Below are 22,676 nucleotides of genomic sequence, written 5' to 3'. Positions count from 1 at the left end.
CACCTCGAACAAGCGCCGCCGGACCCTGCGCCGCGGCTGACCCTGTTCGGCAACACCGGCCATACCCCGACAAGATTTCTACAGGTGAGCGGAAAGACCCAAGGCGGTTCTGCTTGCACCTCATGACGGATGGGCACGGATAACAGCATCGACGGCCATTGCGCCTTGGGTATTCACGATGATCGGATTGATCTCGACCTCGGCCAGGGTATCACGCAAATCCCAGGCGAGCCGGGAAAGGGCAGCCGCGGCATGCGCCAATTGCGACGCGGCAAGGGTCGGGCGCCCCCGCAAACCCGCCAACAGTTTCCCGGCCCGCAACTTGTCGATGGCAGCAGCGGCCTCGGCTGCCGAAAACGGCGCTATCAGAAGAACGTGTTCGTCAATCAGGTCCACAAATATGCCACCCGGAGCGATGCGCACCGCCGGGCCAAAATCGGGATCGTTGATCGCACCCATTGACCATTCGGCCCCCGGCGCCACCATTTCGGCCACAAGGATGTCTCCCTGAAAACGAGCCGCCAGATCGTCAAAAGCCTCGGCGACGGCCTGGGGCGTTGCCAGGCCGATCTTGACCCCACCGCTGTCCGATTTGTGCGAAAGCCCTGGCTGCGCGGTTTTCAGAACCACAGGCCCGCCAATCCGCTCTGCGGCCAAAAAAGCCTCTTCCCGAGTGCCAACCAACGCATGTGACGGGCTCTCGATGCCGAAATCGGCAAACAGCGCAAGACCTTCGGCTTCGCCGATCCAGTCCCGGCCACCCAGCACGTCGCGCCAGTATTGCGCGCGCGGGTGCGGCGGTTCGGGCGCGCGAAACCGCGACACCGGGCCGTGATCATGCAACGCGCGCACCGCGGCCATGGCGTTCTGCATGCCGCTGATCAGAGGGATGCCCAGATCGGCGAACCGCCCGGCCAGCATCGCGTCATCGCTGCGCGAGAAATTCGAGACAGCCGCCAGCGGTTTTTCGGTCTGGCCAAAGGCGTCACCCAGTGCCTGGGCGTGCATCTCGTGCAGATAATAGTTACCGCGCCAGTTCAGCACGTATAGCCCGGTGCCCACACGCGCGTCCGCCATCATCGCGGCGAGCGCGCGCGTATAGGTCTCGCGCGCGCCCTGCCCGGTGCCCCAGGCGTCAAGCGGGTTCTCCGCCGCGATACCGGGTTCGAGCACCGCCTGGATCGCCGCCGTGGTGGCGGGCGAAAGCGCTGCATAGTCAAGGCGGTGATCCTCGGCCATGTCGGCCATCAATTCGCGCTCGCCACCGGAATCGTGGATCGAGGCGATGCCGGGGGCGGTTGCCCGCCGACCCTGTGCAAACAGCGCCAGCATCGCCGCCATCTCGTCGAGCGAGCCCGCCATGTGCCCGCCCAGTCGATGCACCAGCGCGCGCAACACCGCGTCATCGCCCACCAGCGCGCCGGTATGCGAGATCGCCATGCGCGCGCTCAGGGCCGAGCGGCCGACCTTGAGGATCACCACCGCGATGTCGCGGGCGGCCGCCGCCTCCATCGCCGCGATGAACCCTTGCGGGTCGCGCACGGTTTCCAGGAACAGACCGACCACCCGGGTTTCCGGCTGGTCGACCATCCAGCGCAGGTAGTCGGCCGCGGTGGTGACGGTCTCGGACCCGGTGCTGACCGCCTGCGAAAAGCGCAGCCGCCGGTCGTTGTTCATCAGCGCCCCCAGGATCGAGCCGGATTGCGCGATCAATCCCACCCCTCCCGCCCTGAGGTCGAGCGGCACCGGAAACGGCGTGACCCTGAGGCCCAGGGTGATGTTGTGAAACCCCATGCTGTTGGGCCCGCACAGCGCCGCGCCCGCCGCCCGAACCTTGTCGCCGATACGCTCTCGCATCGCGGCGTCGGGGCAGGCCGAAAACACCGTCAGCGCACGCGCCCCCGCAGCCAGCGCCGCGTCCACGGCCGCCTCGACCCGCGCGGTGGCCACCGAGAGGACCACATGTTCAGGAGGTTCCGGAAGCTCGTCCAGGCTGGCGGCGATCCGGCCTTGCGACTGCGCCGCCAGCCGGGGATTGACCCGCATGACCCGGCCGGCAAACCCGCCTTCGCTCACCATACGGTCCAGCGCACGACCGTATGACTCCGCGCGATCCGAGACACCGACAAGAGCGATGCTTTTGGGTGCCAGCAACGCATTCAGGGCCGCACTGGCAGAGCTCTGGTCCTTCACACCTTGGCCTTTCTTTCAGGATCACCACGGATAGTGATCGCATCGGGCCGACAGTTGAAATTCCGAATTGAAAACCTGTGTTTTACGCGGCTTATACCCGCACCGTTTCGGGCAATATGGCGCACATCCGCATCTCGTCGCGGATCATCTGGATAAAGGCCTGCGCGGGCAGCGACAGCTCGGCGCCGGCCTTCATGATCAGCGCGGTCTCATAGCGGATTTCGGGCGCAAAGGGCCGCCAGCTGACCCCGTCGTTCAACGGCAGACAGCCGTTCAGCGCATCAACGATCGCAACGCCCGCCCCCTCGGCCACCATCCGGCGCACCACGGCGAAAAAGAACCCGTGCACCGGCGCGGCAATCTCGAAACCGGCCTCGGCACAGACCGCGCGCAACTGCCGGTCGACCTGGTTGCTGTCCTGAATGCCGATCAGGCGGTGATCCACCAGATCGCGGGGGGTGATACGATCCTTTGCCTCCAATGGCGAGCCAGCGGGAAAAATGCAGACGCAGGGCAGGGAAAACGGCTCAACCTCCAGCGACGGCGCGGCCACCGGCGCCTCGACCAGGCCGATATCGCATTGCCCGTTGCTGACCAGGTAAGAGATCTGGTGTGAACTGCGCACCCGCAGGTCGATCTCGACCTTTGGATTGTCGGCGGTGAACCGCGCCACCAGCTGCGGCAGCAGACCAAAGGCCGAGGCCCCCAAGGCCCCGATCCGCAGCAGCCCGGCGCCGCCTTGCTTGATCAGACGGGCCCGGTTGGCAAACTGCTCGACCGCAAGGATCGACAGTTCCGCGTCCAGATGCAGCAGGTAGGCCTCGGGGCGCGGTGCGAAATGCCCCTTCGACCGGTGAAACAGCGGAAATCCCAGCATGTCCTCGAGCCGCGACAGCGCAATGCTGATCGCCGGTTGTGTCAGGTGCAGCCTGTCCGCCGCCTTGGAGACGGACCCTTCTTCCATGACGGCATGGAAAACCTCGAGGTGGCGCAGCTTCAGATGCATGGCGCAACTATAAGAAACCGAGCGTGAACCACCAAACAAATTATCGTTTTGTTACCTGATGCCGTGACATTACCCACCCGCGCCGCAATCCTGAAGGATCATGTCGGCGCCTTTTTCCCCGACCATGATCGCCGGGGCATTGGTGTTGCCCGAGGTAAGCGTGGGAAAGATCGAGGCATCGACCACCCGCAGCCCGCCGATGCCATGCACCCGCAACCGCGCATCCACCACATCCCTTTGTGTATCCGGCCCCATCCGGCAGGTGCTGACCGGGTGAAACACGGTTCCGGCGCGCTGCCGGATGTCGGCGATCAGATCGTCATCGGAGCGAATGTCCGCACCGGGCAGCAACTCGGCCTCGATCAGACGCGCCAGCGCCGGAGTTTCCGTGAACCGCCGCACCAAATGCGCGCCCTCCAGCATCTCCTGAACGTCGGTCTCGGTCGACAGGTAATTGGGATGGATCGCGGGGGCCTCGGTCGGATCACCCGAGCGGATCTCCAGATGCCCCCGGCTGGTGGGCCGGGTCGGCTGCGCGCTGAGCAGGAAGCCGGGGAACGGATCGGGGTTCATCAGCGGCCGCTTGCCCGGCGGCGCCTTGGTATAGCTGACCGGGGAAAAGAACAGCTGCATGTTCGGACGATCCAGACCGGGGCGCGAGCGCACGAAGCCACCCGCCTGGTTGACGCCCAGCGACAGCGGCCCGCGCCGGGTCAGCACATAGCGCAGCCCGTGCCACAGCTTGCCATGCCACGGGTGCAGCTGGGTGTTCAGCGTCGGCACGCGCGAGCGGTAGAGGTGGTCGATACACAGATGGTCCTGCAGGTTCCGCCCCACCCCGTCCAGCGCGTGCACGACCTCGACCCCCTTGTCCTGCAACAGGTGGGCGGGGCCGATGCCGGACAGTTGCAACAGCTGCGGCGAGTTGATCGCCCCGCCGGACAGGATCACCTCGCGCCGGGCGCGCACGGTCCTGACCTGCCCGTTCTGGCGATAGGATACACCCACCGCCCGCTTGCCTTCAAACAGTACCCGTTCGGCCAGCGCGCCCGTCTCGACGCGCAGGTTTGTCCGCCGCAAGGCCGGGCGCAGATAGGCCCGCGCCGCCGACATCCGCAGGCCCCCTTTGGCGGTGTTCTGATAGGTGCCCACCCCCTCTTGCGTAGCCCCGTTGAAATCGGGGTTGTGCGGAAATTGCAGCTCTCCGCCCGCCGCGATGAAATCCTGGCAGAGCGGATGCAGATCACGCTCCATGCTCGCCACATGCAGCGGGCCATTGTCGCCGCGAAAGGCATCGCCGCCCCGGTCATTGGTCTCGGCGCGCCGGAAATAGGGCAGCACATCGTCCCAGCCCCAGCCGGGATTGCCCAACCCCTGCCACTCGTCGAAATCCTGCGCCTGCCCGCGGATATAGACCATCGCGTTGATCGAGCTTGACCCGCCCAGCACCTTGCCGCGCGGCCAATAGCTGACCCGCCCGTTCAGCGCCGGATCGGGTTCGGTATGGTACATCCAGTTGACGCTGGGCTTGTAGAAGGTCTTGCCATAGCCGATCGGCATCCAGATCCAGAAGTTCAGATCGCTGCCCCCCGCCTCGAGCAGCAGCACCGTGAACCGACCGCTCTCGCTCAACCGGTTGGCCAGCACGCATCCCGCCGATCCCGCGCCCACGATGATGAAATCATAATCCGACATGTTGCCCCTATCGGTTGACCCTGTCCAACAGGCGATAGGCACCGATGGTCAGCGCCACGCCCGCGCTTTTCAGGAAATGGAACGGAATGGGCCTGACCGGCGTGACCGGGAAATCGAGCGCCCTTTCGGGTACACCCAAGACCCAATCGGCCAGAATGGTGCCCATCACCGTGGCATTCGCCACGCCCCGGCCATTGAACCCCAGCCCCGCCATCACGTTCGGGCCCAACCGGTGCAGCCCGGGCAGGCTGTCGACCGTCATCGCCACATCGCCGCCCCAGGCATGCACCCAGTCCGCCGCGCCAAGCTGGGGAAACAGCGTCTCCGCCGCCTGCCTCAGTTCCTGCTGCCTGCGCCGGGTGCCCGCCTCGCCCCGCGCACCGCGCCCGCCCATGACAAACCGCCCGTCCGCCGTCTTGCGGTAATACTGGATCAGCCGCCGCGTGTCGGTCGGCGCGTGATCCTCGGGCAGGATCGCCCGGATCACATTGTCCGACAGCGGCGCCGTGGCGACCTGGACCGAGGTCACCGGCACCACCGACCGACCCAGCGCACCGCCGAACGGACCGGTATAGGCATTGGTGCAGACCAGCGCGCGCCGCGCCTTGACCTGGCCCAGCTCGGTGCGCACGCTCACCCCGGTTCCCGCGTCCTCGAACCCGATGGCCCGGCTCTGACCATGGAGCACCGCGCCCGCGCGGATCGCCGCCTGCGCCAGACCCAGCGCATAGTTCAAAGGGTGGATGTTGCCGCCGCGCCGGTCGATCACCGCGCCCAGATAAGCCTCGGCCCCGACCAGCCGTGCGGTTTCAGCCGCGTCCAGATCGTCATACTCGGCGCCATGCGCCCGCCACTGGCGCGCGATCTCGCTCAGCATGGCCAGCCCGCGCGTGTTGGTCGCTGTCCGCAGGAACCCGACGGGGCGCGCGTCGCAGTCGATGCCGTGCCGCGCGATCAGGTCGAAGACCAGCCGCCCGCCATCGCCCCAGCGTGCCACCATGCGCCGCCCAAGGTCATCGCCGAACCGGGCGACAATGTCGTCCGGGTCGGGCTTCAGCGCCGGATTGACCTGGCCGCCATTGCGCCCCGATGCGCCCCAGCCCGGTGTCTCGGCCTCCAGCAGGACAACACTCTGCCCCGCCTCGGCCAGATGCAACGCCGCCGACAGCCCGGTGAACCCGCCGCCGACGATCACCACATCCGCCTCTGCTTCGCCCACCAGCGGCGGGCAGTCCGGCGCGCTATTCGCGGTCGCGGTCCACAGACTGTCAGCCAGCGCCGGGCGTTCGTTCTCGATCATTGCGTCATCCTGCACGAAGAGTGACCACATCCATCATCGGACATCGACCCGACGGCCAATGACAGACAGATCATGGCACGAACCACCCCCTACTGACCCATCATTTCGGTTTCGTCTTCTGCTGTCCGAATAGCTGCGCCAGCACCATCATCCCCGTCGTCACCAGGATCATGATGGTCGAGATCGAGGCAATGGTCGGGTCGATCTGGTCACGCAGCGCGTTGAACATGTTGCGTGTCAGGGTCGGATTGTCACCGCCCGAGACGAACATCGCCACCACCACCTCGTCAAACGAGGTCAGAAAGGACAACAGCGCACTGGTCACCACGGCAAAGCGGATCTGCGGCAGCGTCACGGTCAGAAACGCCTTCCAGCGCGGCGCGCCCAGGCTGCGGGCGGCCTCCTCCTGGCTCATGTCGAAACTCTTCAGCGCCGAACCGGTGACGATCACCACCAGCGGCAGCGCCAGCACCGTATGCGCCAGCACCAGCCCGGTGATCGTGTAGAGGATCTGAAGTTGCACATAGGCATAGAATGCCCCTATCGCGACCAGCACCACCGGCACCATCATCGGCGTGATCATCAGCACGAAAGCCGCGCGCACGAACCGGATTTTCGAGCTGTGCAGGCCATAGGCCGCCAGCACGCCAATCGGTGTCGCCACCAGCATCGTCAGGAACGCCGCCTTGAACGAAGTCCGCGTTGCCAGCATCCATTCGGGCGAGCCGAAGTAATGGTCATACCAGCGCGTCGACCAGGTTTCGGGCGGAAACTCCAGATACTGGCTGTCAGAGAACGACATCGGCACCACGATCAACGTGGGCGTCACCAGCAGGATCATGGTGATCACCGCGATCACGTAAAGCCACAGGCGCTGGCCATGGGTGATCTGGGTCTCGGTCGCGGGGCTTCGGAACCAGCGCAGCATCAGTGGCCTCCCCCGGTCATCTTCTCAAGGTTCAGGAAACGCGAGGCGATCCAAAGGATCACCATGGTCGAGACCAGCAGAACCACGCCAAGCGCACTGGCCGCCCCCCAGTTCACGAACAGCTCGATGTTGGAGACGATCTTCATCGACACCATGATCACCTTGCCGCCGCCCAGCACCGCCGGGGTCACAAAGAAACCAAGGCACAGGATGAACACCATCAGCGATCCGGCAAACAGCCCCGGCAGGGTCAGCGGAAAGAACACCGTCCAGAACGCCCGGCGCGGGCTGGCGCCCAGGTTCGAGGCCGCCTTCATCAGGTCGCGGTCGATCGCCTTCATCGCGCCATAGACGGGCAGGATCAGGAAGGGCAGCATGATATGCACCATGCCGATCAGCGTGCCGGTCATGTTGTGCACGATCTTGATCGGCTCGTCCCACAGGCCCAGCGAGATCGCCCATTCATTCACCAACCCGCGTTTTTGCAGCAGCACCAGCCAGGCATAGGTGCGCACCAGAAGCGAGGTCCAGAATGGCAGCAGCACCGTGATCAGGCACAGGTTGGCAATCCGGTTCGGCAGGCCGGCGATGAAATAGGCCAGCGGATAGCCGATCAGGATACACAGGCCGGTGGTCAGGAAACTGACCTCGAACGTTGTCTGAAAGATGCGGGCATAGGATTTCCGCTTCAGCATCCGCTCGTAGTTCTCCAGCGAGAAATTGCCATCCGCCCCGATGAACGAGACATAGAACAGCCAGCCCACCGGAAGGACCAGAATGACAAGGATCAGCAGGATCGCGGGCGAGCCGAGGCCAAAGAGCTTGAGCCGCTCCAGCCACTCGTCGCGCCTCAGCCCGGCCTCGTTGGTGCGTACCGCCTCCATCCTAGGCCTCGCTTCCGTCGATCAGCACGGTATCCTCGGGCGCCAGGCACAGGGTCAGCGCCTCGCCCACCGCTGGCAAGGCGGTGACATTGGCACCCCGCATGGCGCCGCGCAGCACGATCTGCTCGCCATTGGCCAGCGCCGCATGCAGCAGGAAACTGTCGCCCTGATAGACCACCTCGGTCGCGGTGGCGGCAAAGTTGTTGGCCCCCTCGCGCGGCCCCTCGCGCGACAGCACCACCCGTTCGGGGCGGATCATCAACAGCAGGCTCGCCGCCTCGGGCGGCGGGCTGTCATGCAACAGGGGCGTGCCGTCGAACAGCACCGTATCGCCCTGGCGCGACACCGGCAAAAAGGTGGATTCCCCGATGAAATCCGCCACGAAGCGATTGGCGGGCCGCTCGTACAGGTCGCGCGGGGTGGCCAGCTGCATGATGCGGCCATGGTTCACCACGGCGATCCGGTCCGACATGGTCAGCGCCTCGCGCTGGTCATGGGTGACATAGACCGTGGTCATGCCCAGCTTTTCATGCAGGTGGCGCAGCTCGATCTGCATCTGGTCGCGCAGCTTCTTGTCCAGCGCCGACAGCGGCTCGTCCATCAACAGGATGCGCGGTTCGAACACGATGGCGCGGGCAACGGCGACACGCTGGCGCTGGCCGCCCGACAGCTGGTCGATGCGCCGCTCGCCAAACCCGCCCAGCTGCACGGTTTCCAGCGCCGCCTCGACCCGCTGGGCGATCTCGGCCTTGGGCACCTTGCGCAGTTTCAGCGGATAGCCCACGTTGCCCGCCACCGTCATATGCGGGAACAGCGCATAGCTTTGAAATGTCATCCCCACATCGCGCAGATGCGGCGGCGTGCGGATCACCTCGCGGTCACCGAATTTCAGACTGCCGCAATCGGGCCGGGTGAACCCCGCCAGCACCATCAACAGCGTCGTCTTGCCCGAGCCGGACGGGCCCAGCAGCGTCAGGAACTCGCCGCTTCGCACCTCGAGCGACACATCGTTGAGCGCATGCACAGGACCATAGGTCTTGGTCACGTTCTTCACCGAGATCGGCAGGGCTTCGTTGGTTGTGGAGGTCAAAACAAACCCTCGCAATCTTCGTTCGAGAAACAAGCGGGCGCCGGAGCGCCCGCCCTTGCGCAGAAGGAAACCCGGATCACTCGGTCAGCATTTCCTGATACATCTCGGCCGCGATGGTCTCCCATTTGGCGTACCAGTCCAGCGAGACCGGCAGTTGCATCGCCGCATTGGCCGGCGACGAGGGCAGGCCCGCCGCCACATCGGCGGTAATCTCACCGGTCTCATAGGCCGCCTTGTTGGTCGGGCCGTAGGTGATGTATTTCGGCAGATCGTCCTGATACTCGGGTTTCGAGATCTCGTTCAGGAACATCATCGCCGTATCCCGGTTCGGCGCGCCCTTGGGCACCGCGAAACAGTCGTAATCCAGCAGCGCCTGATTGAAGCTATAGGCGACCTTGGCGCCGTCCTTGGCGGCATTGTCGAACCGGCCGTTCCAGCCGGTGGTCATGTCGACCTCGCCATCCTTCATCAGCTGCGCATGCTGCGCGCCGGATGTCCAGAACACCGAGATATGCGGTTTCAGCTCGCGGATCTTGTCGATCGCGCGTTCGATCCCCTCTTCGCTGTCGAGCACGCTATAGACATCGGCAGGTGCCACGCCATCGGCCATCAGAGCGCCTTCCAGCGCGCCAGCCACCTTGCCGCGATAGGCGCGCGAGCCGGGGAATTTCTCGACATCCCAGAAGTCCGCCCAGCTTTGCGGCCCGTTCTCGCCATAGGTATTGGTGTTCCAGGCATAGACGGTCGAGAACACGTCGCCGCCGATGCAGTAATCGGTGTAGAGACCGGGATAGAAGGTCGAGACGTCGATCACGTTGTAATCGAGCTTCTCCAGCAGACCCTCGGCCGCCGCCCGCGCCGCAGAACCCGAACCGCTGGCCACGATATCCAGCGTCACCTGCCCCGAGCTGACCTGAAGCCGCACATCGGACATGCCGCCATAGGTCTCCTGCTTGACCTCGATGCCGGTATTGGCGGCGGCGGGTTCAAACAGCGCCTTGCTCTGCGCCTCTTGATACGAGCCGCCCCAGGACGCGATGGTCACGCTCTTGCCCTGCGCAAACGCGCCCGTCGCCATGACTGCGGCCGTGATCGTCAGAATTGTTCTCGTTTTCATTGGTTTCCTCCCTTTGGTGGTTTTGCGGGTCCTGCCCTGTTGTCCTCGGCAGGCAGCGGGCAAGGCGCCCAGGTCGTCTTCCACCTGTCGCGATAGTGCGGGCACCAGCAGGACAAATGAAATTTCGAATCCTAAACCTTGGTTTCGATCCGTTAATACCGGCGCCAGAGCGGGTGTTGCGCCGCCCTGCCCGGCCCGTCAGGTCATCTGCAAAGCCTTTCGAAACTGTCGTTGATCCTTCCAGCGATACCAGGCCACCGCCGCGGGCAGGAACCAGGGCTTGCCGCGATAGAGGGGCCGCGTGGGAAAGGGCAGGCCGTCGAACGCGGTTTGTCCTTCGGCCAGGCCCAGCACCTTCTGTCCCGCGCGCATGCCCAGATAGGGCGCCATCGACACGCCCGATCCGCAATAGCCCATCGCGAAATGGATACCCTCCTGCACCCCGGTATGGGCCAATTCGTCGAAGCTGTAGGCCACCGTACCGCTCCAGGCATGGCTCAGCGCGACACCCTCAAGCTGGGGAAAGATGCGGCACATGTCGTGCCGCAGCCGGGCCGCCCCGGCCAGCGCCGTGGTTTCCGAGGCCGAGACGCGGCCCCCGAACAGCACCCGCCGCCGGTCGGGCGAGGCGCGATAGTAATAGACCACCTTGCAGGTGTCGCTGGCGATCCGGTCGCCGGGAAACAGCTCGTCAATGGTCGCCTCGGGCAGTTCCTCGGTGGCGATGATGTAACTGCCGATCGGGATCACCCGGCGCTGCAACCAGGGCGTCAGCGCGGTGGTATACCCATTGGTCGCGACGATCACATCGCGCGCCTCGACCACGCCCTTGGCGGTCTCGACCTGGAAGCCCGACCCGGAACGGGTGATCGCGCCTACCCGGCACTGGCCCACGACCTGCGCCCCGGCCCCGATGGCCAGGCGCAGCAATTCGCGGTGAAACTTGCCCGGATGCAGCGAGCAATGCGCCGAAAACACCACACCGCCGAAATAGGCATCCGTCCCCAACTGACTGCGCTGCTCGGCGCGCGGCACGGCAAAGCTCTCGATGCCTTCCTGCTGGCGCAGCGTCTCGGCATCGCGCACCAGCTCTTCATAATGGCCCGGCGTATGCGCGGCATGAAACCGCCCGACCCGGCGGAAATCGCAATCAAGCCCCTCGCCGCCGACAAACTCGCCGATCCAGCGCAGCGCATTGGCGCCCTCGGCCCGGATGCCCCGCGCCCGCTCTGGCCCGAATTTCGCGGTCAGCTTCTCCAGCGAGGGTTTGACGCTGGTGCTGATCTGGCCGCCATTGCGGCTGCTGCACCCATAACCCGGATCCTCGGCATCCATTACCAGCGTCGAGCGGCCGCCGCGCGCCGTGGTCAGCGCCGCGCTCAACCCGGTATAGCCCGCGCCGACGATCAGCACATCGACCTTGGCCGATGGCTGCGTTTGCAAGGCTGGCATGGCACCGAGTTGATCGTGCCAGAATGGCGTCTGCCTGATTTTCGAAAGTGGCATTTGCTCGACCGCGATGCTCCCTTCAGCCGCGGCGGGACAGTCCCCAGCCGCTGGCGTTGGTTCAAACGCTAGGCCAGTATTGGCTTGGGCGTGATATCCAATATGACAAAACTTCCAGACCAATCCTAGCGCAGCACCGGCAAATCGCGCAGAATGCCCATCCCCCGCGCGATATCCTCGGGCGTGGCGCAGCCAAAGCCAAAGACAAGACCGGTTTGCGGGATCGGCGACAGGCAGTACCGCGCCAGCGGAGCCAGGGTCACCCCCTGCTGCGCCGCCTGCGCCACCACCTCGGCCTCGTCAACGCCGGGGGCCAGAAAGGCGGGTGTGTGAAACCCGCTGGTCGTCTCTTGCAGGCCGATGCTCTCGGGCAGGCCGCGCGCGGCCTCCAGCAAGGCCTCGTAACGCGCCTTGTAAAGCTGGCGCATCAGCCGGATATGGGTGGCGAAATGCCCCTCGTCCATGAACTCGGCCACGATCGCCTGTGTCGCGGTCGACGGTCCGCTGGCCCAGGTGTTGAACATGCCATCAAAGGCCGCGACCATCCGCTCGGGCACCAGCACAAAGCCCAGCCGCAGCGATGGGAACAGCGATTTCGAGAATGTCCCGACATACAGAACCCGCCCATTGGCGTCGATACTGTGCAGCGCCGGGCGCGGCGCGTTGCCGAAATAGAACTCGCCGTCGTAATCATCCTCGATGATCAGCGCCTGCGCCTGTTCGGCGGCCTGCAACAGCTCCAGCCGTCGGGGCAGCGACATGACATGGCCCAGCGGCTGCTGGTGCGAGGGCGTGACAAAGGCCAGCCGGAAATGCGGCGCCTTGGCCAGCCCGTCAGACACCACCATGCCCTGCCCATCCACATCCACCGGCACCAGCTCGGCCCCTTCGGACAACAGCGCATTGCGCGCGCCCGAGGCGCCGGGGTTCTCCATCCAGACCCGGTCGCCCGGATTGAGCAAGAGCCGCCCGATCAGCGAAAACGCATGTTGCGCACCCGAGGTGATGAACACCTGTTCGGGGTGACAGCGGATGCCCTTGAGCGCGCTCAGATGGGTGGCAATCGCCCGGCGCAGCGCGGCCAACCCCTTGGGCTGGCCATAGCCCATGACATCGCCGCGCCCGCCGCGCAGGTGCCGCGCCGACAGCCGTGCCCAATGCGCCATCGGAAAGGCATCGAGCGCCGGCAGCGCGGTGACAAAGGCGCGCGGCTTGTGCGGCAGCCAGGCGCGCCGTGCATAGGCGGGTTCGGCATGGCTGATCACATAGGACAGCCTGGGCTGACGACCGCCGGCGCCCTCGCTGGGTGGGGTGGTCAGATGCTGGTTCTCCAGCGTCTCGCTGACATAGGTCCCGGCCCCGATGCGCGACACCAGCATGCCCTCGGCGACCAGCCGGTCAATCGCGTCGATCACCGTGGTGCGCGACACGCCCACCTCCTTGGCCAGGGTCCGGGTTGCAGGCAGCCGCTCACCGGCGCGCAGCGCGCCGGACAGGATCATGTCGCGCAGCGCCATGTAGAGCTGTACGCTGACACTGCGCCTCAGCGTTCGGTCCAGCCGGATCGAGGACAACAAGGCTCCGGCGGCATGTTTCACAAGCGGCGCACCTATAATTGGTCTGGCGAAAATGTCGAAATGGATATACCTGCCAGCCCGATTTTTCGCCAGCTTTTTCACAAGAACCGCCCGCCCCGGTCGGCCGAAGCCCGGAAACTCACATGAAACTCGTCAAGCTCGAAACCTTCTCCACCGAATTCGTCTGCTTTGTCCGGGCCACCGCCGAGGATGGCGCGCAGGGCTGGGGACAGGTGGCGCCCTATTATGCCGACATCACCGCGCAGGTGCTGCACCGGCAGGTCGCGCCCTATGCGCTGGGGATGGCATGCGAGGATATCGACGCCATGCTCGACATCGTGCGCGACCGCGAGCACAAGTTCCCCGGCTCCTATCTGCGCCGGGCAATGGGCGGGGTCGATACCGCGCTCTGGGACATGCATGGGCGGCGCGCGGGCAAGCCGGTCTGCGTGTTGATCGGTGGCACGCCCGGACCGGTGCGCGCCTATGGCTCGTCGATGAAACGCGACATCACGCCAAGGGACGAGGCCGCGCGGCTTGTGCGCCTGCGCGACGAACAGGGCTTTGACGCCTTCAAGTTCCGCATCGGCGCCGAGGTCGGCCGCGACCGGGACGAGTGGCCCGGTCGCACCGAAGAGATCGTGCCCACCATGCGCCGCGCCATGGGTGACGATGTGGCGCTGCTGGTCGATGCCAATTCCTGCTACTCCCCCGCCCGCGCCATCGAGGTGGGGCGGATGCTGGAACAGCACGGTATCTCGCATTACGAGGAACCCTGCCCCTATTGGGAGTTTGCGCAAACGAAAGAGGTGACCGACACGCTCGACCTCGACATCACCGGCGGCGAGCAGGATTGCTTGATGGAACGCTGGCAAACGATGATCGCCGACCGCGTGGTCGACGTGCTCCAGCCCGATATCTGCTATCTGGGCGGCCTGTCACGCACCCTGCGCGTGGCCCGCATGGCCGAGGCCGCCGGGATGCCGATCACCCCGCACGCGGCCAACCTGTCGATGGTCACACTCTTCACCATGCACCTTTTGCGCGCGATCCCCAATGCCGGGAAGTACCTGGAATTCTCGATCGAGGGGCTCGATTACTACCCCTGGCAACAGGGTCTGTTCACCTCGGACCCCTACCGGATCGAAGAGGGTCACGCCACCGTCACCGACGCCCCCGGCTGGGGGGTCGATGTCAACCCGGACTGGCTGGCGCGATCCGACTATCGGGTGAGCGAGCTGGGGTAAGACCGCAACCCTCAAGCCGTGGGTGAACCTGCCGGATGGCAGCGGCGCCCCTGGGCCGGACGGATACTCCTTTGCAAGGCGTCATCCGGCCTGCGTCTCGATCCAGATGGTCTTGGTCTGCAGGTATTGCTCCAAGGCTTCGGTACCGTTGTCCCGCGCCATTGATCCCGATTGCTTGTAACCGCCAAACGGGGTCTTGATGTCCCCTTCGGAGAAGCCGTTGATCGAGACTGTCCCGCAGGGAAGCGACCGGGCGATGTGCAGGGCACGGTCGATATCGCGGGTGAACACCGTCGCATGAAGCCCGTATTCGGTATCGCTGGCGATGGCCAGCGCCTCTTGGGGCGAAGCAACCGGCATGATGCCCAGAACCGGGCCGAAAATCTCCTCCCGGGCGATCTTCATCTCGGGAGAGAGGTTGCGAAATACCGTCGGCTCGATGAAAAACCCGGGCAGATCGCTGTTGCCGCCGATGACCTTCTGGGCACCCTCCTCGACACCGCTCTGGATGTAGGACAGCACCATGTCCTTGTGATCCTTTGTGATCATCGAGCCGATATCGGTGGCCGGGTCAAGCGGGTCGCCAAGCCTGAAGGATTTCACACGCGCGATGATGCGCGCGGTGAATTCTTCCACCAGGGGGGTCGCGATTAGCTGGCGCATATTGGCCGAACAGTTCTGACCGCCATTCCAGAAGGCCGACATGGCGGCATGTTCGATCAACGCATCGTCGATTACAGCGTCATCCAGCACGATGAACGGGCTCTTTCCGCCCATCTCCAACCCCACGCCCTTGAGGTTGCTTTCCCCCGAATAGCGCATGAACATGCGCCCCACCTCGGTCGAGCCGGTAAAGGACACGGTGTCGATATCGTTGTGCAGACCGATCGCCTTGCCCGCGGTCTCGCCAAACCCCGGCACGATGTTGACGACACCGGCAGGAACGCCCGCCTCCTGCATCAGCTCGGCCAGTCGAATGGTGCTGAGCGGTGTCTGCTCGGCCGGCTTGATCACAGCCGAACATCCGACAGCCAGCGCGGGCGCGATCTTCCATGCGGCCATGACCAGGGGGAAGTTCCACGGCAGGACAGCACCGGCAATGCCCGCCGGTTCGCGGGTGATCAACGCAAGCGCGCCAGGGCTGGTGGGTGCGATCTTCCCGAATGTCTTGTCGGCAAGTTCGGCATACCATTGAAAGAACTTCGGCACCTCGCCGCCGATCTCGGCCAGGCAGTCGGTGATGGTCTTGCCGGTGTCGAGACTTTCAAGCACCGCCAGTTCGTCGCTGTGTTTGCGCACCAGATCGGCGACCTTCAGCAAGACCTCTTTGCGCGCTTCGGGCTCCGCGCGCGACCATGTCCCGTCATTGAAGACACGGCGGGCCGCGGCCACCGCCCGGTCGACATCCGCTGCCTTGCAATGGGCGACTCGGGCCAGAATCTCGCCCGTCGCCGGGTTGATCGTCTCGAAACTGTCGCCATCCGCAGCGGCACAGAATGCGCCGTCGATAAAGGCCATTCCGTTTGGTTCCAGCGTGGCGGCAATGGACCGGTATTCGGCATGCGACAGGGTCATCGGGGTCTCTCCATCTTTCTCAACGGCGCAGGGTTCGGGCAAATGCGCGAATGTCATCAACCAGCATGCCGGGCTGTTCCATCGCGGCGAAATGACCGCCCCGGGGCATCTCGGTCCAATGCTGGATGTTATAGAGGCGCTCGGCGTAGGAGCGCGGCGGCCAGCGCAGCATCTCCCTTGGGAACACGGCACAGCCGGTCGGCACCTCGACCCGTCGACCCTCGGGCGACAGGATACGCCCGCCTTCCTCGCGCCGCCCGTAGTAGATCCAGGAGGCCGAGTTGAAGCAGCGTGTCGTGACATAGATCATGATGTTGGTCAGCAGCTCGTCCTTGGAATGGGCGCTCTCGATGTCACCGACCGGGATGTCGGACCAATCATGGAACTTTTCCACCAGCCAAGCGGCGACACCAACAGGGCTGTCCATCATCGCATAGCTGAGAGTCTGCGGCCGGGTCGCCTGCTGGGTGCGATAGCCGTTTTGCATGATCTGATCGCATTCGAACTGCGCGTCCCAGGCCACTTCCTCGGGCGTTTGGGGGCCATCCGGGTGGCGCATCGTCAGCACGTTGATATGGATGGCCGAACAGGCCGGTGCGTGTTCGAAACCCAACCAGGAACAGATCGCGCCGCCCCAGTCGCCGCCCTGCGCCAGATAGCCGTCGAACCCCAGCACTTCGGTCATGAGAGCGTTGATTGCCCCCGCCATCCGGCGAGGCCCCCAGGGCCGTGGCGGGCGGGTGGAAAACGCAAATCCCGGCAACGATGGCGCGATGACGGTGAATGCGTCCGCGATATCCCCGCCAAAGCGTTCGGGATGCGCCAGCGGCTCGATGATCTCGAAGAACTCGGCCACCGATCCCGGCCAGCCATGGCTGATCATCAGCGGCAAGGGGTCGGGGCCGCTGCCGGGTTCGTAAAGGAAATGCATGTCGATCCCGTCGACCTTGGCAGTGTGGTTGGAAAACGCGTTGAGGCGCGCCTCTTGCGCACGCCAGTCGAACCCGTCCACCCAATAGGCGCAAAGCTCCTTGAGATAGTCCATGTTGGTGCCGTAATCCCAGCCGCCGTCATCGGGCATCTCATGCCAGGGATAGGCCGCAACACGGCTGCGGATGCTTTCCAGGACGTCATCGGGAACATGAAACCGGAACGGGGACACGTTCGGATTGCTGGCAACATGATCTTTCAAAACCCGTTTCCCTGATCTCGTTGACTTGGATCCAACACCCTGCGGCCAGGGAGAGGTTCCGCTCAGATAACTGGCAAAGCCCGGAATCGGCGAGAGACAGGTGGTGCAATTCGAAGGGACAGATGCCGCCAACTGCACCTCAGGGACATCACAGCAATGCCCAGACCTCGTCCGCGATGATCTTGATACCCTGTTCAAGCTTGGACAACGGCACATAGGCAAAGCCCAGCCGGAAACTGCGCTTGTCATTGCAGTTCAGGTAATAGTCCTGCCCCCGGTCGATCAGCACGCCCTTGCCCCGCAACCGCCGGGCCAGCGCCGAGGCGTCGAACCCTTCCGGCCCGGTCAGCCAGAACGAGGTGCCGCCTTCGGATTCGGTGCGCTCCAGCATCCCCAGATGCCGGGACAGGGCGTTGTTCATGGCATGCCAGCGCTTCTTGTAGCGCCGTTCGATATTGCGGAGATGGGCATCGTAATGGCCCAGCTGGAAAAACAGGGCCACGATCTCCTGAACGATTGTCGGCGGGTGGCGCATCATCACACCCCGCGCGACGCGCGCTTCGCGGATGATGTCGCGATGGGCGACGATGAACCCCAGCCGAATACCCGGTGACAGGGTCTTGGACAGGCTGCCGACATAGATCACCCGGCCGTTCCGATCCATCGACCGCATCGATGGCGAGGATTTCGAGACATAGTTCATCTCGGCCTCGTAATCATCCTCGATGATCAGGAAATCCCTGCGTTCAGCCGCTTCCAGCAATTCCTCGCGCCGGGTCTGACTCATGGTCACCATCGTTGGAAACTGGTGGCTGGGCGTGGTGAAGATCAGCTGGCAGCCTTCTGGGATTTCCGCAGGGATCAGACCATCGCCATCGACCGGCACCCCGACCAACTCGCTACCGGCAAGGCGAAACGCGTTGCGGGCGCCGAAAAAGCCGGGATCCTCAAGAGCGATGGGTTTGCCGAATTTGGCAAAGATCGTTCCTAGCAGGAACAGCGCGTTCTGCGACCCCAGCGTGACCAGGATTTCGTCGTCTTCGACATAGATGCCGCGCGTGTTCAGCAGGCGCTGGCGCAGCTGCTGCACAAGGCGCGGACTGTCGCTTTCGACGGAATCGCTGGCCCAGTCCAGAAGGTTGCGTCGACCCAAAGCCTGTCTTGTGCATTCGCGCCACCCATCCACCGGGAACAGGTCGGGGTCGATCTGATTGTAGATGAACGGATAGGGATAGGCGTTCCAATCCAGCGGATTGACCACCGGCATCAGGTTGCTGGCCGGAAACGCGACCGGGCATGGCACCGGCTCTGCCAGCGCAGAGCGCGTGTCGGTTTCGGGCTTCTGCGCAAGGGCCATCTGCGGATTGACGAAGTATCCGGACCGGTCGCGCGACACCAGAAACTCCAGGTCGACCAATCGGTTGTAGGCTGCAAAAACCGTGTTGCGGGATACCGAAAACTGTTCCGCAAGCTCCCGGCAAGACGGCAGCGGGCGGTCATATGCGAGCGCGTCCGACATGATCGCTGCGCTCACAACCTCGCAAATCTGATCGCGCAGGCTGAGACTGGATGCCTCTGGAAGCTTGAGAAACCGTGGTGTGGTCGAACTCACGTGCCAGCTCCAAATCCATGCCCCAAACCTGCATCAAAGCCTACTTGAGGTCGGGCCAGCCTGTCAGGCGCAAACCCATCTGTCACCCGTTTTCAAACGATCTGTCACTTTCGCGGTGCGGGGCCGAGGTGAAAGATGCCGCCAAGAAAAACCCATTCAACAGGAGATGAAGCTCATGAAAATTGAGTCCGCGCTAAGGACATTCTGCCTCGCTTCGGCCGCAGCCTTGTTCGCGCAATCCGCCACCGGGGAAACGGTTCTGAAACTGGGCACCGTCGGCCAGTTGGGCATGCCGATCGGCGACGCCATCGCCGAGGCGCTGATCCCGACACTGGAGGAGGTTTCGGGCGGCCAGATGACGATCGAGCCGCATTACAGGGGCTCGCTGTGCGGCGAACAGACCTGCGGCGAGCAGGCAAACCAGGGGCTGCTTGCGCTCTGGACAAGCTCTACCGCGAATTTCGGCAGCTTCGGCACCTCTCTGGCGATTTTCGACCTGCCCTATATCTTCAAGAGCATCGAGGACGCCGACCGTATTTCTGCCGAATGGCTGGCGCAGAAGCAGTGTGAAATCGCCGCCGAGGAAGCGGGCCATGTCTGCCTGACGGTGTATTCCAGCGGCGGCTTCCGCCAGCTTGGCAATGCGCTGCGCCCGGTCCATGTCCCGGCTGACATGGAAGGCATCAAGTGGCGCGTCACCAAAAGCCCGATCGAATACACGCTGATCAAGAACTGGGGCGCGGTGCCGGTGCCCTATGACTGGACCCAGCTTTATCAGGGGCTGCAAACCGGGGTTGTCTCGGGCCAGTATGTCGCCACGCCGTGGCAGCATATCGCCAAGCTCCACGAAGTGGCGAAATACTATACCCAGATCGGCGGTTCCTGGTCCGGCAACCAGCTGTCGATCGACAAGCGCCAATACGATGCGCTGTCCGATCAGGAACGCGACTGGCTGCACCAGGCGGCGGCGGCCTTTGGTCAGCGGGTCCAGGAACTGGACCGCGAATGGGTTGCGGCAGGCGAGACCGCCATCAAGGCCGAGATCACCGAGTGGTACATGCCCACCGACGAGGAGCTGGCGCTCTGGCGTGCCGGGGCGATCGATGCCTGGATCAACGCCAAGGGCACATTCGATCCCGAAACGGCGATCCGCGTGCTCGAAGAGCAGGGGATGACCGATTTCATCGACCAGCTCAAAGCGGCAGGCGCTTTGTAGCTTGGCCAGCACGTGCAAGGATGAAGGGGCGCGAGCGGCTGTCTCGCGCCGCTTCCGTCGGCTGAAATCGTTCAAACCGCGGATCGCGTTAGGGTCACAAGATTAATGGAAAGCATCCTACTTCTGACCGTTCTGGTGCTGCTGATCCTTCTGGGTGCCCCGATTGGCTTCACCCTGATCCTGATCCCTGTGGTCTACATCCTGATCACCGATGCGGCGCCGATGATCCTCATCCCCAGCCAGATGTTCAGCGCCATCGACTCGGTCCCGCTCACGGCGATCCCGTTCTTCATGCTGACCGGCGAGTTGATGACCAGCGCCACCATAACGGATCGCCTTGTCGATCTGAGCCGCAAGATGATCGGGCGGATGCGTGGCAGCCTGGCCCAGGTCAACGTGCTGGTAAGCATGTTCTTCGCCGGCATGAACGGCTCGGTCGTGGCCGACACCGCAACCGTCGGCTCGTTGCTGGTTCCGGCCATGAAACGGGCCGGTTACCCGCCGGCCTTCGCGGCGGCGATCACCGCAGTCAGTTCGACCATCGGCGGCATCATCCCGCCGTCGATCATGATGATCGTGCTCGCCAATGCCAGCGGGGTTTCCGTCGGCGCCCTGTTCGCGGGCGGCATCGTGCCGGGCATCATGATCGGGCTGCTGCTGATGATCATCAACCATATCATCGCCAAGCGGAACGGGTTCGAACGCAGCGCCGAAGCCTTCAGCCCAAAGGCCATCGCCGTTGCCACCTATAAATCCTCTTTGGCGCTGCTCATTCCCATCGTGCTGGTCGGCTCGGTCGTATTCGGGATCGCCGGTGTGGTGGAGGCGGGGGCACTGACCGCGACAATCGCCCTGTTTGTCGGGCTGTTCGTCTATCGCACGATCACCTGGAACAACTGCAAAAGCGCCTTTGTCCGTGCCTTCCGCAACTCTGCCATGGTGTTCATCATCATTGCCGCCTCGGGACCGTTCAGCTGGCTGCTGACATCGATGGGGGCGATCAACCAGCTCGAGGACTGGCTGCTGAGCTACACCTACAACCCGCTGATGTTCGCGCTGGTTCTGGTGATGTTCATCTGCCTGCTTGGCATGGTCATGGACTCGGCGGCGAATATCATCGTTGTCGGGCCGGTCCTGGTCGATGTCATGGTCAAGGCCGGATACTCCGATGTGCAGGCGGCTCTGGTCGTGGTCGTCGGATTTCTGATCGGCTCGGTCACACCCCCGGTCGGCGTCGCCTTCTTCACCGCCGGGGCCATCGCCGAGGTTCGCCTGGAAAAGGTCGCCCTGGCAATGCTGCCCTATCTGGTGGCGTTGTTCGCCCTGTTGTTTGTCCTGATCGTGGTGCCCGAGATCACCATGTATCTGCCGCGCGCCTTCGGGTTCGTGAACTGATGCGCGCCGCCGCCCGCATCCCGGTCATGCGCCCAGACGCGATGGGCCCAACCTCTCTCTCTTCCGGTGGAGCCAGGCCATGCTGACCATCACAAGGCTCGTTGATCGCGCCATAAGAATGATCCTGACCGCCTTCTGCGCCGTGCTGCTGCTGATGATGGTGGCCTTCACCGTCTATACCGTGGTGATGCGCTATGTGTTCGAGAACCCGCCGGTCTGGGGCGATCTGTTGACGGTTCTCAGCAATATCTGGCTGGTTTTCTTTGCCCTTGCGCTGACGGTGCGCGACAAGGACCACATCGCGCTGGACCTGATCTATACCCGGCTTCCGCTGAAATGGGCCTTCCTTGTGCAGCAATTCTGGACCCTGGTCATCTTCGCGCTTGGCCTCGTGATGATCATCTGGGGGGTCGAGGCCGTGACCACCATGGGCGGCAAATACTGGGAGATGTGGTATTTCGCATGGGAGGACGGCAAGTTGGTCTTCAAGCCGAATTACATGCCAAAGAAATACGCCGTCGCCATTGTCCCGATCTCGGGCTTTCTGGTCAGCCTGGCGGCGATTGCCTCCATGCTCGAAGACAGCGCCCGGCTGAGGGCGGGAACCTATGACCCCGCCAAAGGCCTGGACTCGGGTGGATAAGCCACCGCGCCGGCGGTTGGCAGCGGGACCCGGTTTCATCAATGGCCGGGCGTCCGACCCTCTGTCTCAAATGTATCAATACGTATCCTTGAGTTGTCCGATACTGCCATTTACCTAGTCAGTCAGGATAATCGTAGGAGCGGTCCTGATGCGCCAGCGGGCGGAAAAAATGTGGACATCCCTTGCGTTGGCGCTGCTGCTGACGCTGTCCGCGTTTTTCGCGCCTTTGACCGCCGAGATCGACCATCGGGGCAGTCCCGATATGGCTGCTCAGCATCAGACGGCGGACGCGCACAACCACACCGGTGTCAGCTCCTGCCACAAGATCGCCGCTTGCGAAGTGCCGGTGGCGATGCTTCCCCGGGACAGGGTCGCCCTTGCCGGAGCCGCCAGTAACGTGACCTTCTCTCTCAACGACCGTGCTCCGGCATCGATGGCGCTCGAGGCGCCTCTTCCACCTCCCAAGGTGCACACCACCGGCGCCTGACCCGGCCACACCG

Annotated in this window: 18 protein-coding genes; 5 read left to right on the top strand and 13 right to left on the bottom strand. The window is 64.0% G+C overall.

The window, feature by feature from the left end; translation table 11 throughout:
* Positions 1 to 120 precede the first annotated feature (120 nt).
* The 10 genes from SPO_RS21800 to SPO_RS21755 form a co-directional block, all read right to left on the bottom strand.
* Complete coding sequence (locus SPO_RS21800) at positions 121 to 2,154, bottom strand: acetate--CoA ligase family protein (protein ID WP_158454195.1); 2,034 nt, start codon at positions 2,152 to 2,154, stop codon at positions 121 to 123.
* A gap of 130 nt (positions 2,155 to 2,284) precedes the next feature.
* A complete protein-coding gene (locus tag SPO_RS21795; RefSeq protein WP_011242164.1) occupies positions 2,285 to 3,199 on the bottom strand; it encodes a LysR family transcriptional regulator in 915 nt (304 codons plus the stop codon).
* A gap of 69 nt (positions 3,200 to 3,268) precedes the next feature.
* Positions 3,269 to 4,894 carry a GMC family oxidoreductase gene (locus tag SPO_RS21790; protein WP_011242163.1) on the bottom strand — a complete coding sequence of 542 codons (1,626 nt, stop codon included), beginning with the start codon at positions 4,892 to 4,894 and terminating at the stop codon, positions 3,269 to 3,271.
* A gap of 7 nt (positions 4,895 to 4,901) precedes the next feature.
* Complete coding sequence (locus SPO_RS21785; protein WP_144084114.1) at positions 4,902 to 6,224, bottom strand: NAD(P)/FAD-dependent oxidoreductase; 1,323 nt, start codon at positions 6,222 to 6,224, stop codon at positions 4,902 to 4,904.
* A gap of 70 nt (positions 6,225 to 6,294) precedes the next feature.
* Positions 6,295 to 7,122 (bottom strand): ABC transporter permease, encoded by an 828-nt coding sequence (locus SPO_RS21780; RefSeq protein WP_011242161.1) that lies wholly within the window; start codon positions 7,120 to 7,122, stop codon positions 6,295 to 6,297.
* Entirely contained in the window at positions 7,122 to 8,006 is an 885-nt protein-coding gene (locus SPO_RS21775) for an ABC transporter permease (protein ID WP_011242160.1), read from the bottom strand. The genes SPO_RS21780 and SPO_RS21775 overlap by 1 nt, the downstream gene beginning before the upstream one ends.
* 1 nt (position 8,007) lies before the next feature.
* Positions 8,008 to 9,096, bottom strand: a complete 1,089-nt coding sequence (locus SPO_RS21770) for an ABC transporter ATP-binding protein (RefSeq protein WP_044029569.1) — start codon at positions 9,094 to 9,096, stop codon at positions 8,008 to 8,010.
* Between the two features lie 76 nt (positions 9,097 to 9,172).
* Positions 9,173 to 10,213: an ABC transporter substrate-binding protein gene (locus SPO_RS21765; RefSeq protein ID WP_011242158.1), complete on the bottom strand. Its 1,041-nt coding sequence runs from the start codon at positions 10,211 to 10,213 to the stop codon at positions 9,173 to 9,175.
* A gap of 198 nt (positions 10,214 to 10,411) precedes the next feature.
* Positions 10,412 to 11,665, bottom strand: a complete 1,254-nt coding sequence (locus SPO_RS21760) for an NAD(P)/FAD-dependent oxidoreductase (protein WP_144084113.1) — start codon at positions 11,663 to 11,665, stop codon at positions 10,412 to 10,414.
* Positions 11,666 to 11,844: 179 nt separating this feature from the next.
* Positions 11,845 to 13,317 (bottom strand): PLP-dependent aminotransferase family protein, encoded by a 1,473-nt coding sequence (locus SPO_RS21755; RefSeq protein ID WP_011242156.1) that lies wholly within the window; start codon positions 13,315 to 13,317, stop codon positions 11,845 to 11,847.
* A 122-nt stretch (positions 13,318 to 13,439) separates the two neighbouring features.
* Between SPO_RS21755 and SPO_RS21750 the strand changes: the two genes are divergently transcribed.
* The gene (locus tag SPO_RS21750) at positions 13,440 to 14,543 is read left to right on the top strand and encodes a mandelate racemase/muconate lactonizing enzyme family protein (RefSeq protein WP_011242155.1); all 1,104 of its coding nucleotides are present in this window, start codon (positions 13,440 to 13,442) and stop codon (positions 14,541 to 14,543) included.
* 81 nt (positions 14,544 to 14,624) lie between these two features.
* On the opposite strand, the gene SPO_RS21745 is transcribed toward SPO_RS21750, so the two are convergent.
* The 3 genes from SPO_RS21745 to SPO_RS21735 form a co-directional block, all read right to left on the bottom strand.
* On the bottom strand, positions 14,625 to 16,118 hold the full coding sequence (locus SPO_RS21745; protein ID WP_011242154.1) for an aldehyde dehydrogenase: 1,494 nt from the start codon (positions 16,116 to 16,118) through the stop codon (positions 14,625 to 14,627).
* 19 nt (positions 16,119 to 16,137) lie between these two features.
* The gene (locus SPO_RS21740; protein ID WP_044029568.1) at positions 16,138 to 17,310 is read right to left on the bottom strand and encodes an epoxide hydrolase family protein; all 1,173 of its coding nucleotides are present in this window, start codon (positions 17,308 to 17,310) and stop codon (positions 16,138 to 16,140) included.
* Positions 17,311 to 17,458: 148 nt separating this feature from the next.
* The gene (locus SPO_RS21735) at positions 17,459 to 18,922 is read right to left on the bottom strand and encodes a PLP-dependent aminotransferase family protein (RefSeq protein ID WP_011242152.1); all 1,464 of its coding nucleotides are present in this window, start codon (positions 18,920 to 18,922) and stop codon (positions 17,459 to 17,461) included.
* Positions 18,923 to 19,097: 175 nt separating this feature from the next.
* Between SPO_RS21735 and SPO_RS21730 the strand changes: the two genes are divergently transcribed.
* From SPO_RS21730 to SPO_RS21715, 4 genes are all read left to right on the top strand, one after another.
* Positions 19,098 to 20,138, top strand: a complete 1,041-nt coding sequence (locus tag SPO_RS21730) for a TRAP transporter substrate-binding protein (protein ID WP_011242151.1) — start codon at positions 19,098 to 19,100, stop codon at positions 20,136 to 20,138.
* Positions 20,139 to 20,243: 105 nt separating this feature from the next.
* A complete protein-coding gene (locus tag SPO_RS21725; protein WP_011242150.1) occupies positions 20,244 to 21,533 on the top strand; it encodes a TRAP transporter large permease in 1,290 nt (429 codons plus the stop codon).
* Positions 21,534 to 21,612: 79 nt separating this feature from the next.
* Entirely contained in the window at positions 21,613 to 22,176 is a 564-nt protein-coding gene (locus SPO_RS21720; protein WP_011242149.1) for a TRAP transporter small permease, read from the top strand.
* Positions 22,177 to 22,324: 148 nt separating this feature from the next.
* Positions 22,325 to 22,663 (top strand): hypothetical protein, encoded by a 339-nt coding sequence (locus SPO_RS21715; RefSeq protein ID WP_011242148.1) that lies wholly within the window; start codon positions 22,325 to 22,327, stop codon positions 22,661 to 22,663.
* The last annotated feature ends 13 nt before the right edge of the window (positions 22,664 to 22,676 follow it).

The organism is Ruegeria pomeroyi DSS-3, assembly GCF_000011965.2.
Taxonomy (GTDB): Bacteria; Pseudomonadota; Alphaproteobacteria; order Rhodobacterales; family Rhodobacteraceae; genus Ruegeria_B; species Ruegeria_B pomeroyi.
Note: the sequence above shows the minus strand (reverse complement) of the source record. Positions and strands in the feature narration are given on the sequence as shown.

Coding starts and splice junctions, on each gene's coding strand:
- SPO_RS21725 (WP_011242150.1), top strand. CDS start 20,244: ATGGAAAGCATCCTACTTCTGACCGTTCTGGTGCTGCTGATCCTTCTG.
- SPO_RS21765 (WP_011242158.1), bottom strand. CDS start 10,213: ATGAAAACGAGAACAATTCTGACGATCACGGCCGCAGTCATGGCGACG.
- SPO_RS21785 (WP_144084114.1), bottom strand. CDS start 6,224: ATGTGGTCACTCTTCGTGCAGGATGACGCAATGATCGAGAACGAACGC.
- SPO_RS21750 (WP_011242155.1), top strand. CDS start 13,440: ATGAAACTCGTCAAGCTCGAAACCTTCTCCACCGAATTCGTCTGCTTT.
- SPO_RS21775 (WP_011242160.1), bottom strand. CDS start 8,006: ATGGAGGCGGTACGCACCAACGAGGCCGGGCTGAGGCGCGACGAGTGG.
- SPO_RS21715 (WP_011242148.1), top strand. CDS start 22,325: ATGCGCCAGCGGGCGGAAAAAATGTGGACATCCCTTGCGTTGGCGCTG.
- SPO_RS21795 (WP_011242164.1), bottom strand. CDS start 3,199: ATGCATCTGAAGCTGCGCCACCTCGAGGTTTTCCATGCCGTCATGGAA.
- SPO_RS21720 (WP_011242149.1), top strand. CDS start 21,613: ATGCTGACCATCACAAGGCTCGTTGATCGCGCCATAAGAATGATCCTG.
- SPO_RS21730 (WP_011242151.1), top strand. CDS start 19,098: ATGAAAATTGAGTCCGCGCTAAGGACATTCTGCCTCGCTTCGGCCGCA.
- SPO_RS21745 (WP_011242154.1), bottom strand. CDS start 16,118: ATGACCCTGTCGCATGCCGAATACCGGTCCATTGCCGCCACGCTGGAA.
- SPO_RS21760 (WP_144084113.1), bottom strand. CDS start 11,665: ATGCCAGCCTTGCAAACGCAGCCATCGGCCAAGGTCGATGTGCTGATC.
- SPO_RS21780 (WP_011242161.1), bottom strand. CDS start 7,122: ATGCTGCGCTGGTTCCGAAGCCCCGCGACCGAGACCCAGATCACCCAT.
- SPO_RS21790 (WP_011242163.1), bottom strand. CDS start 4,894: ATGTCGGATTATGATTTCATCATCGTGGGCGCGGGATCGGCGGGATGC.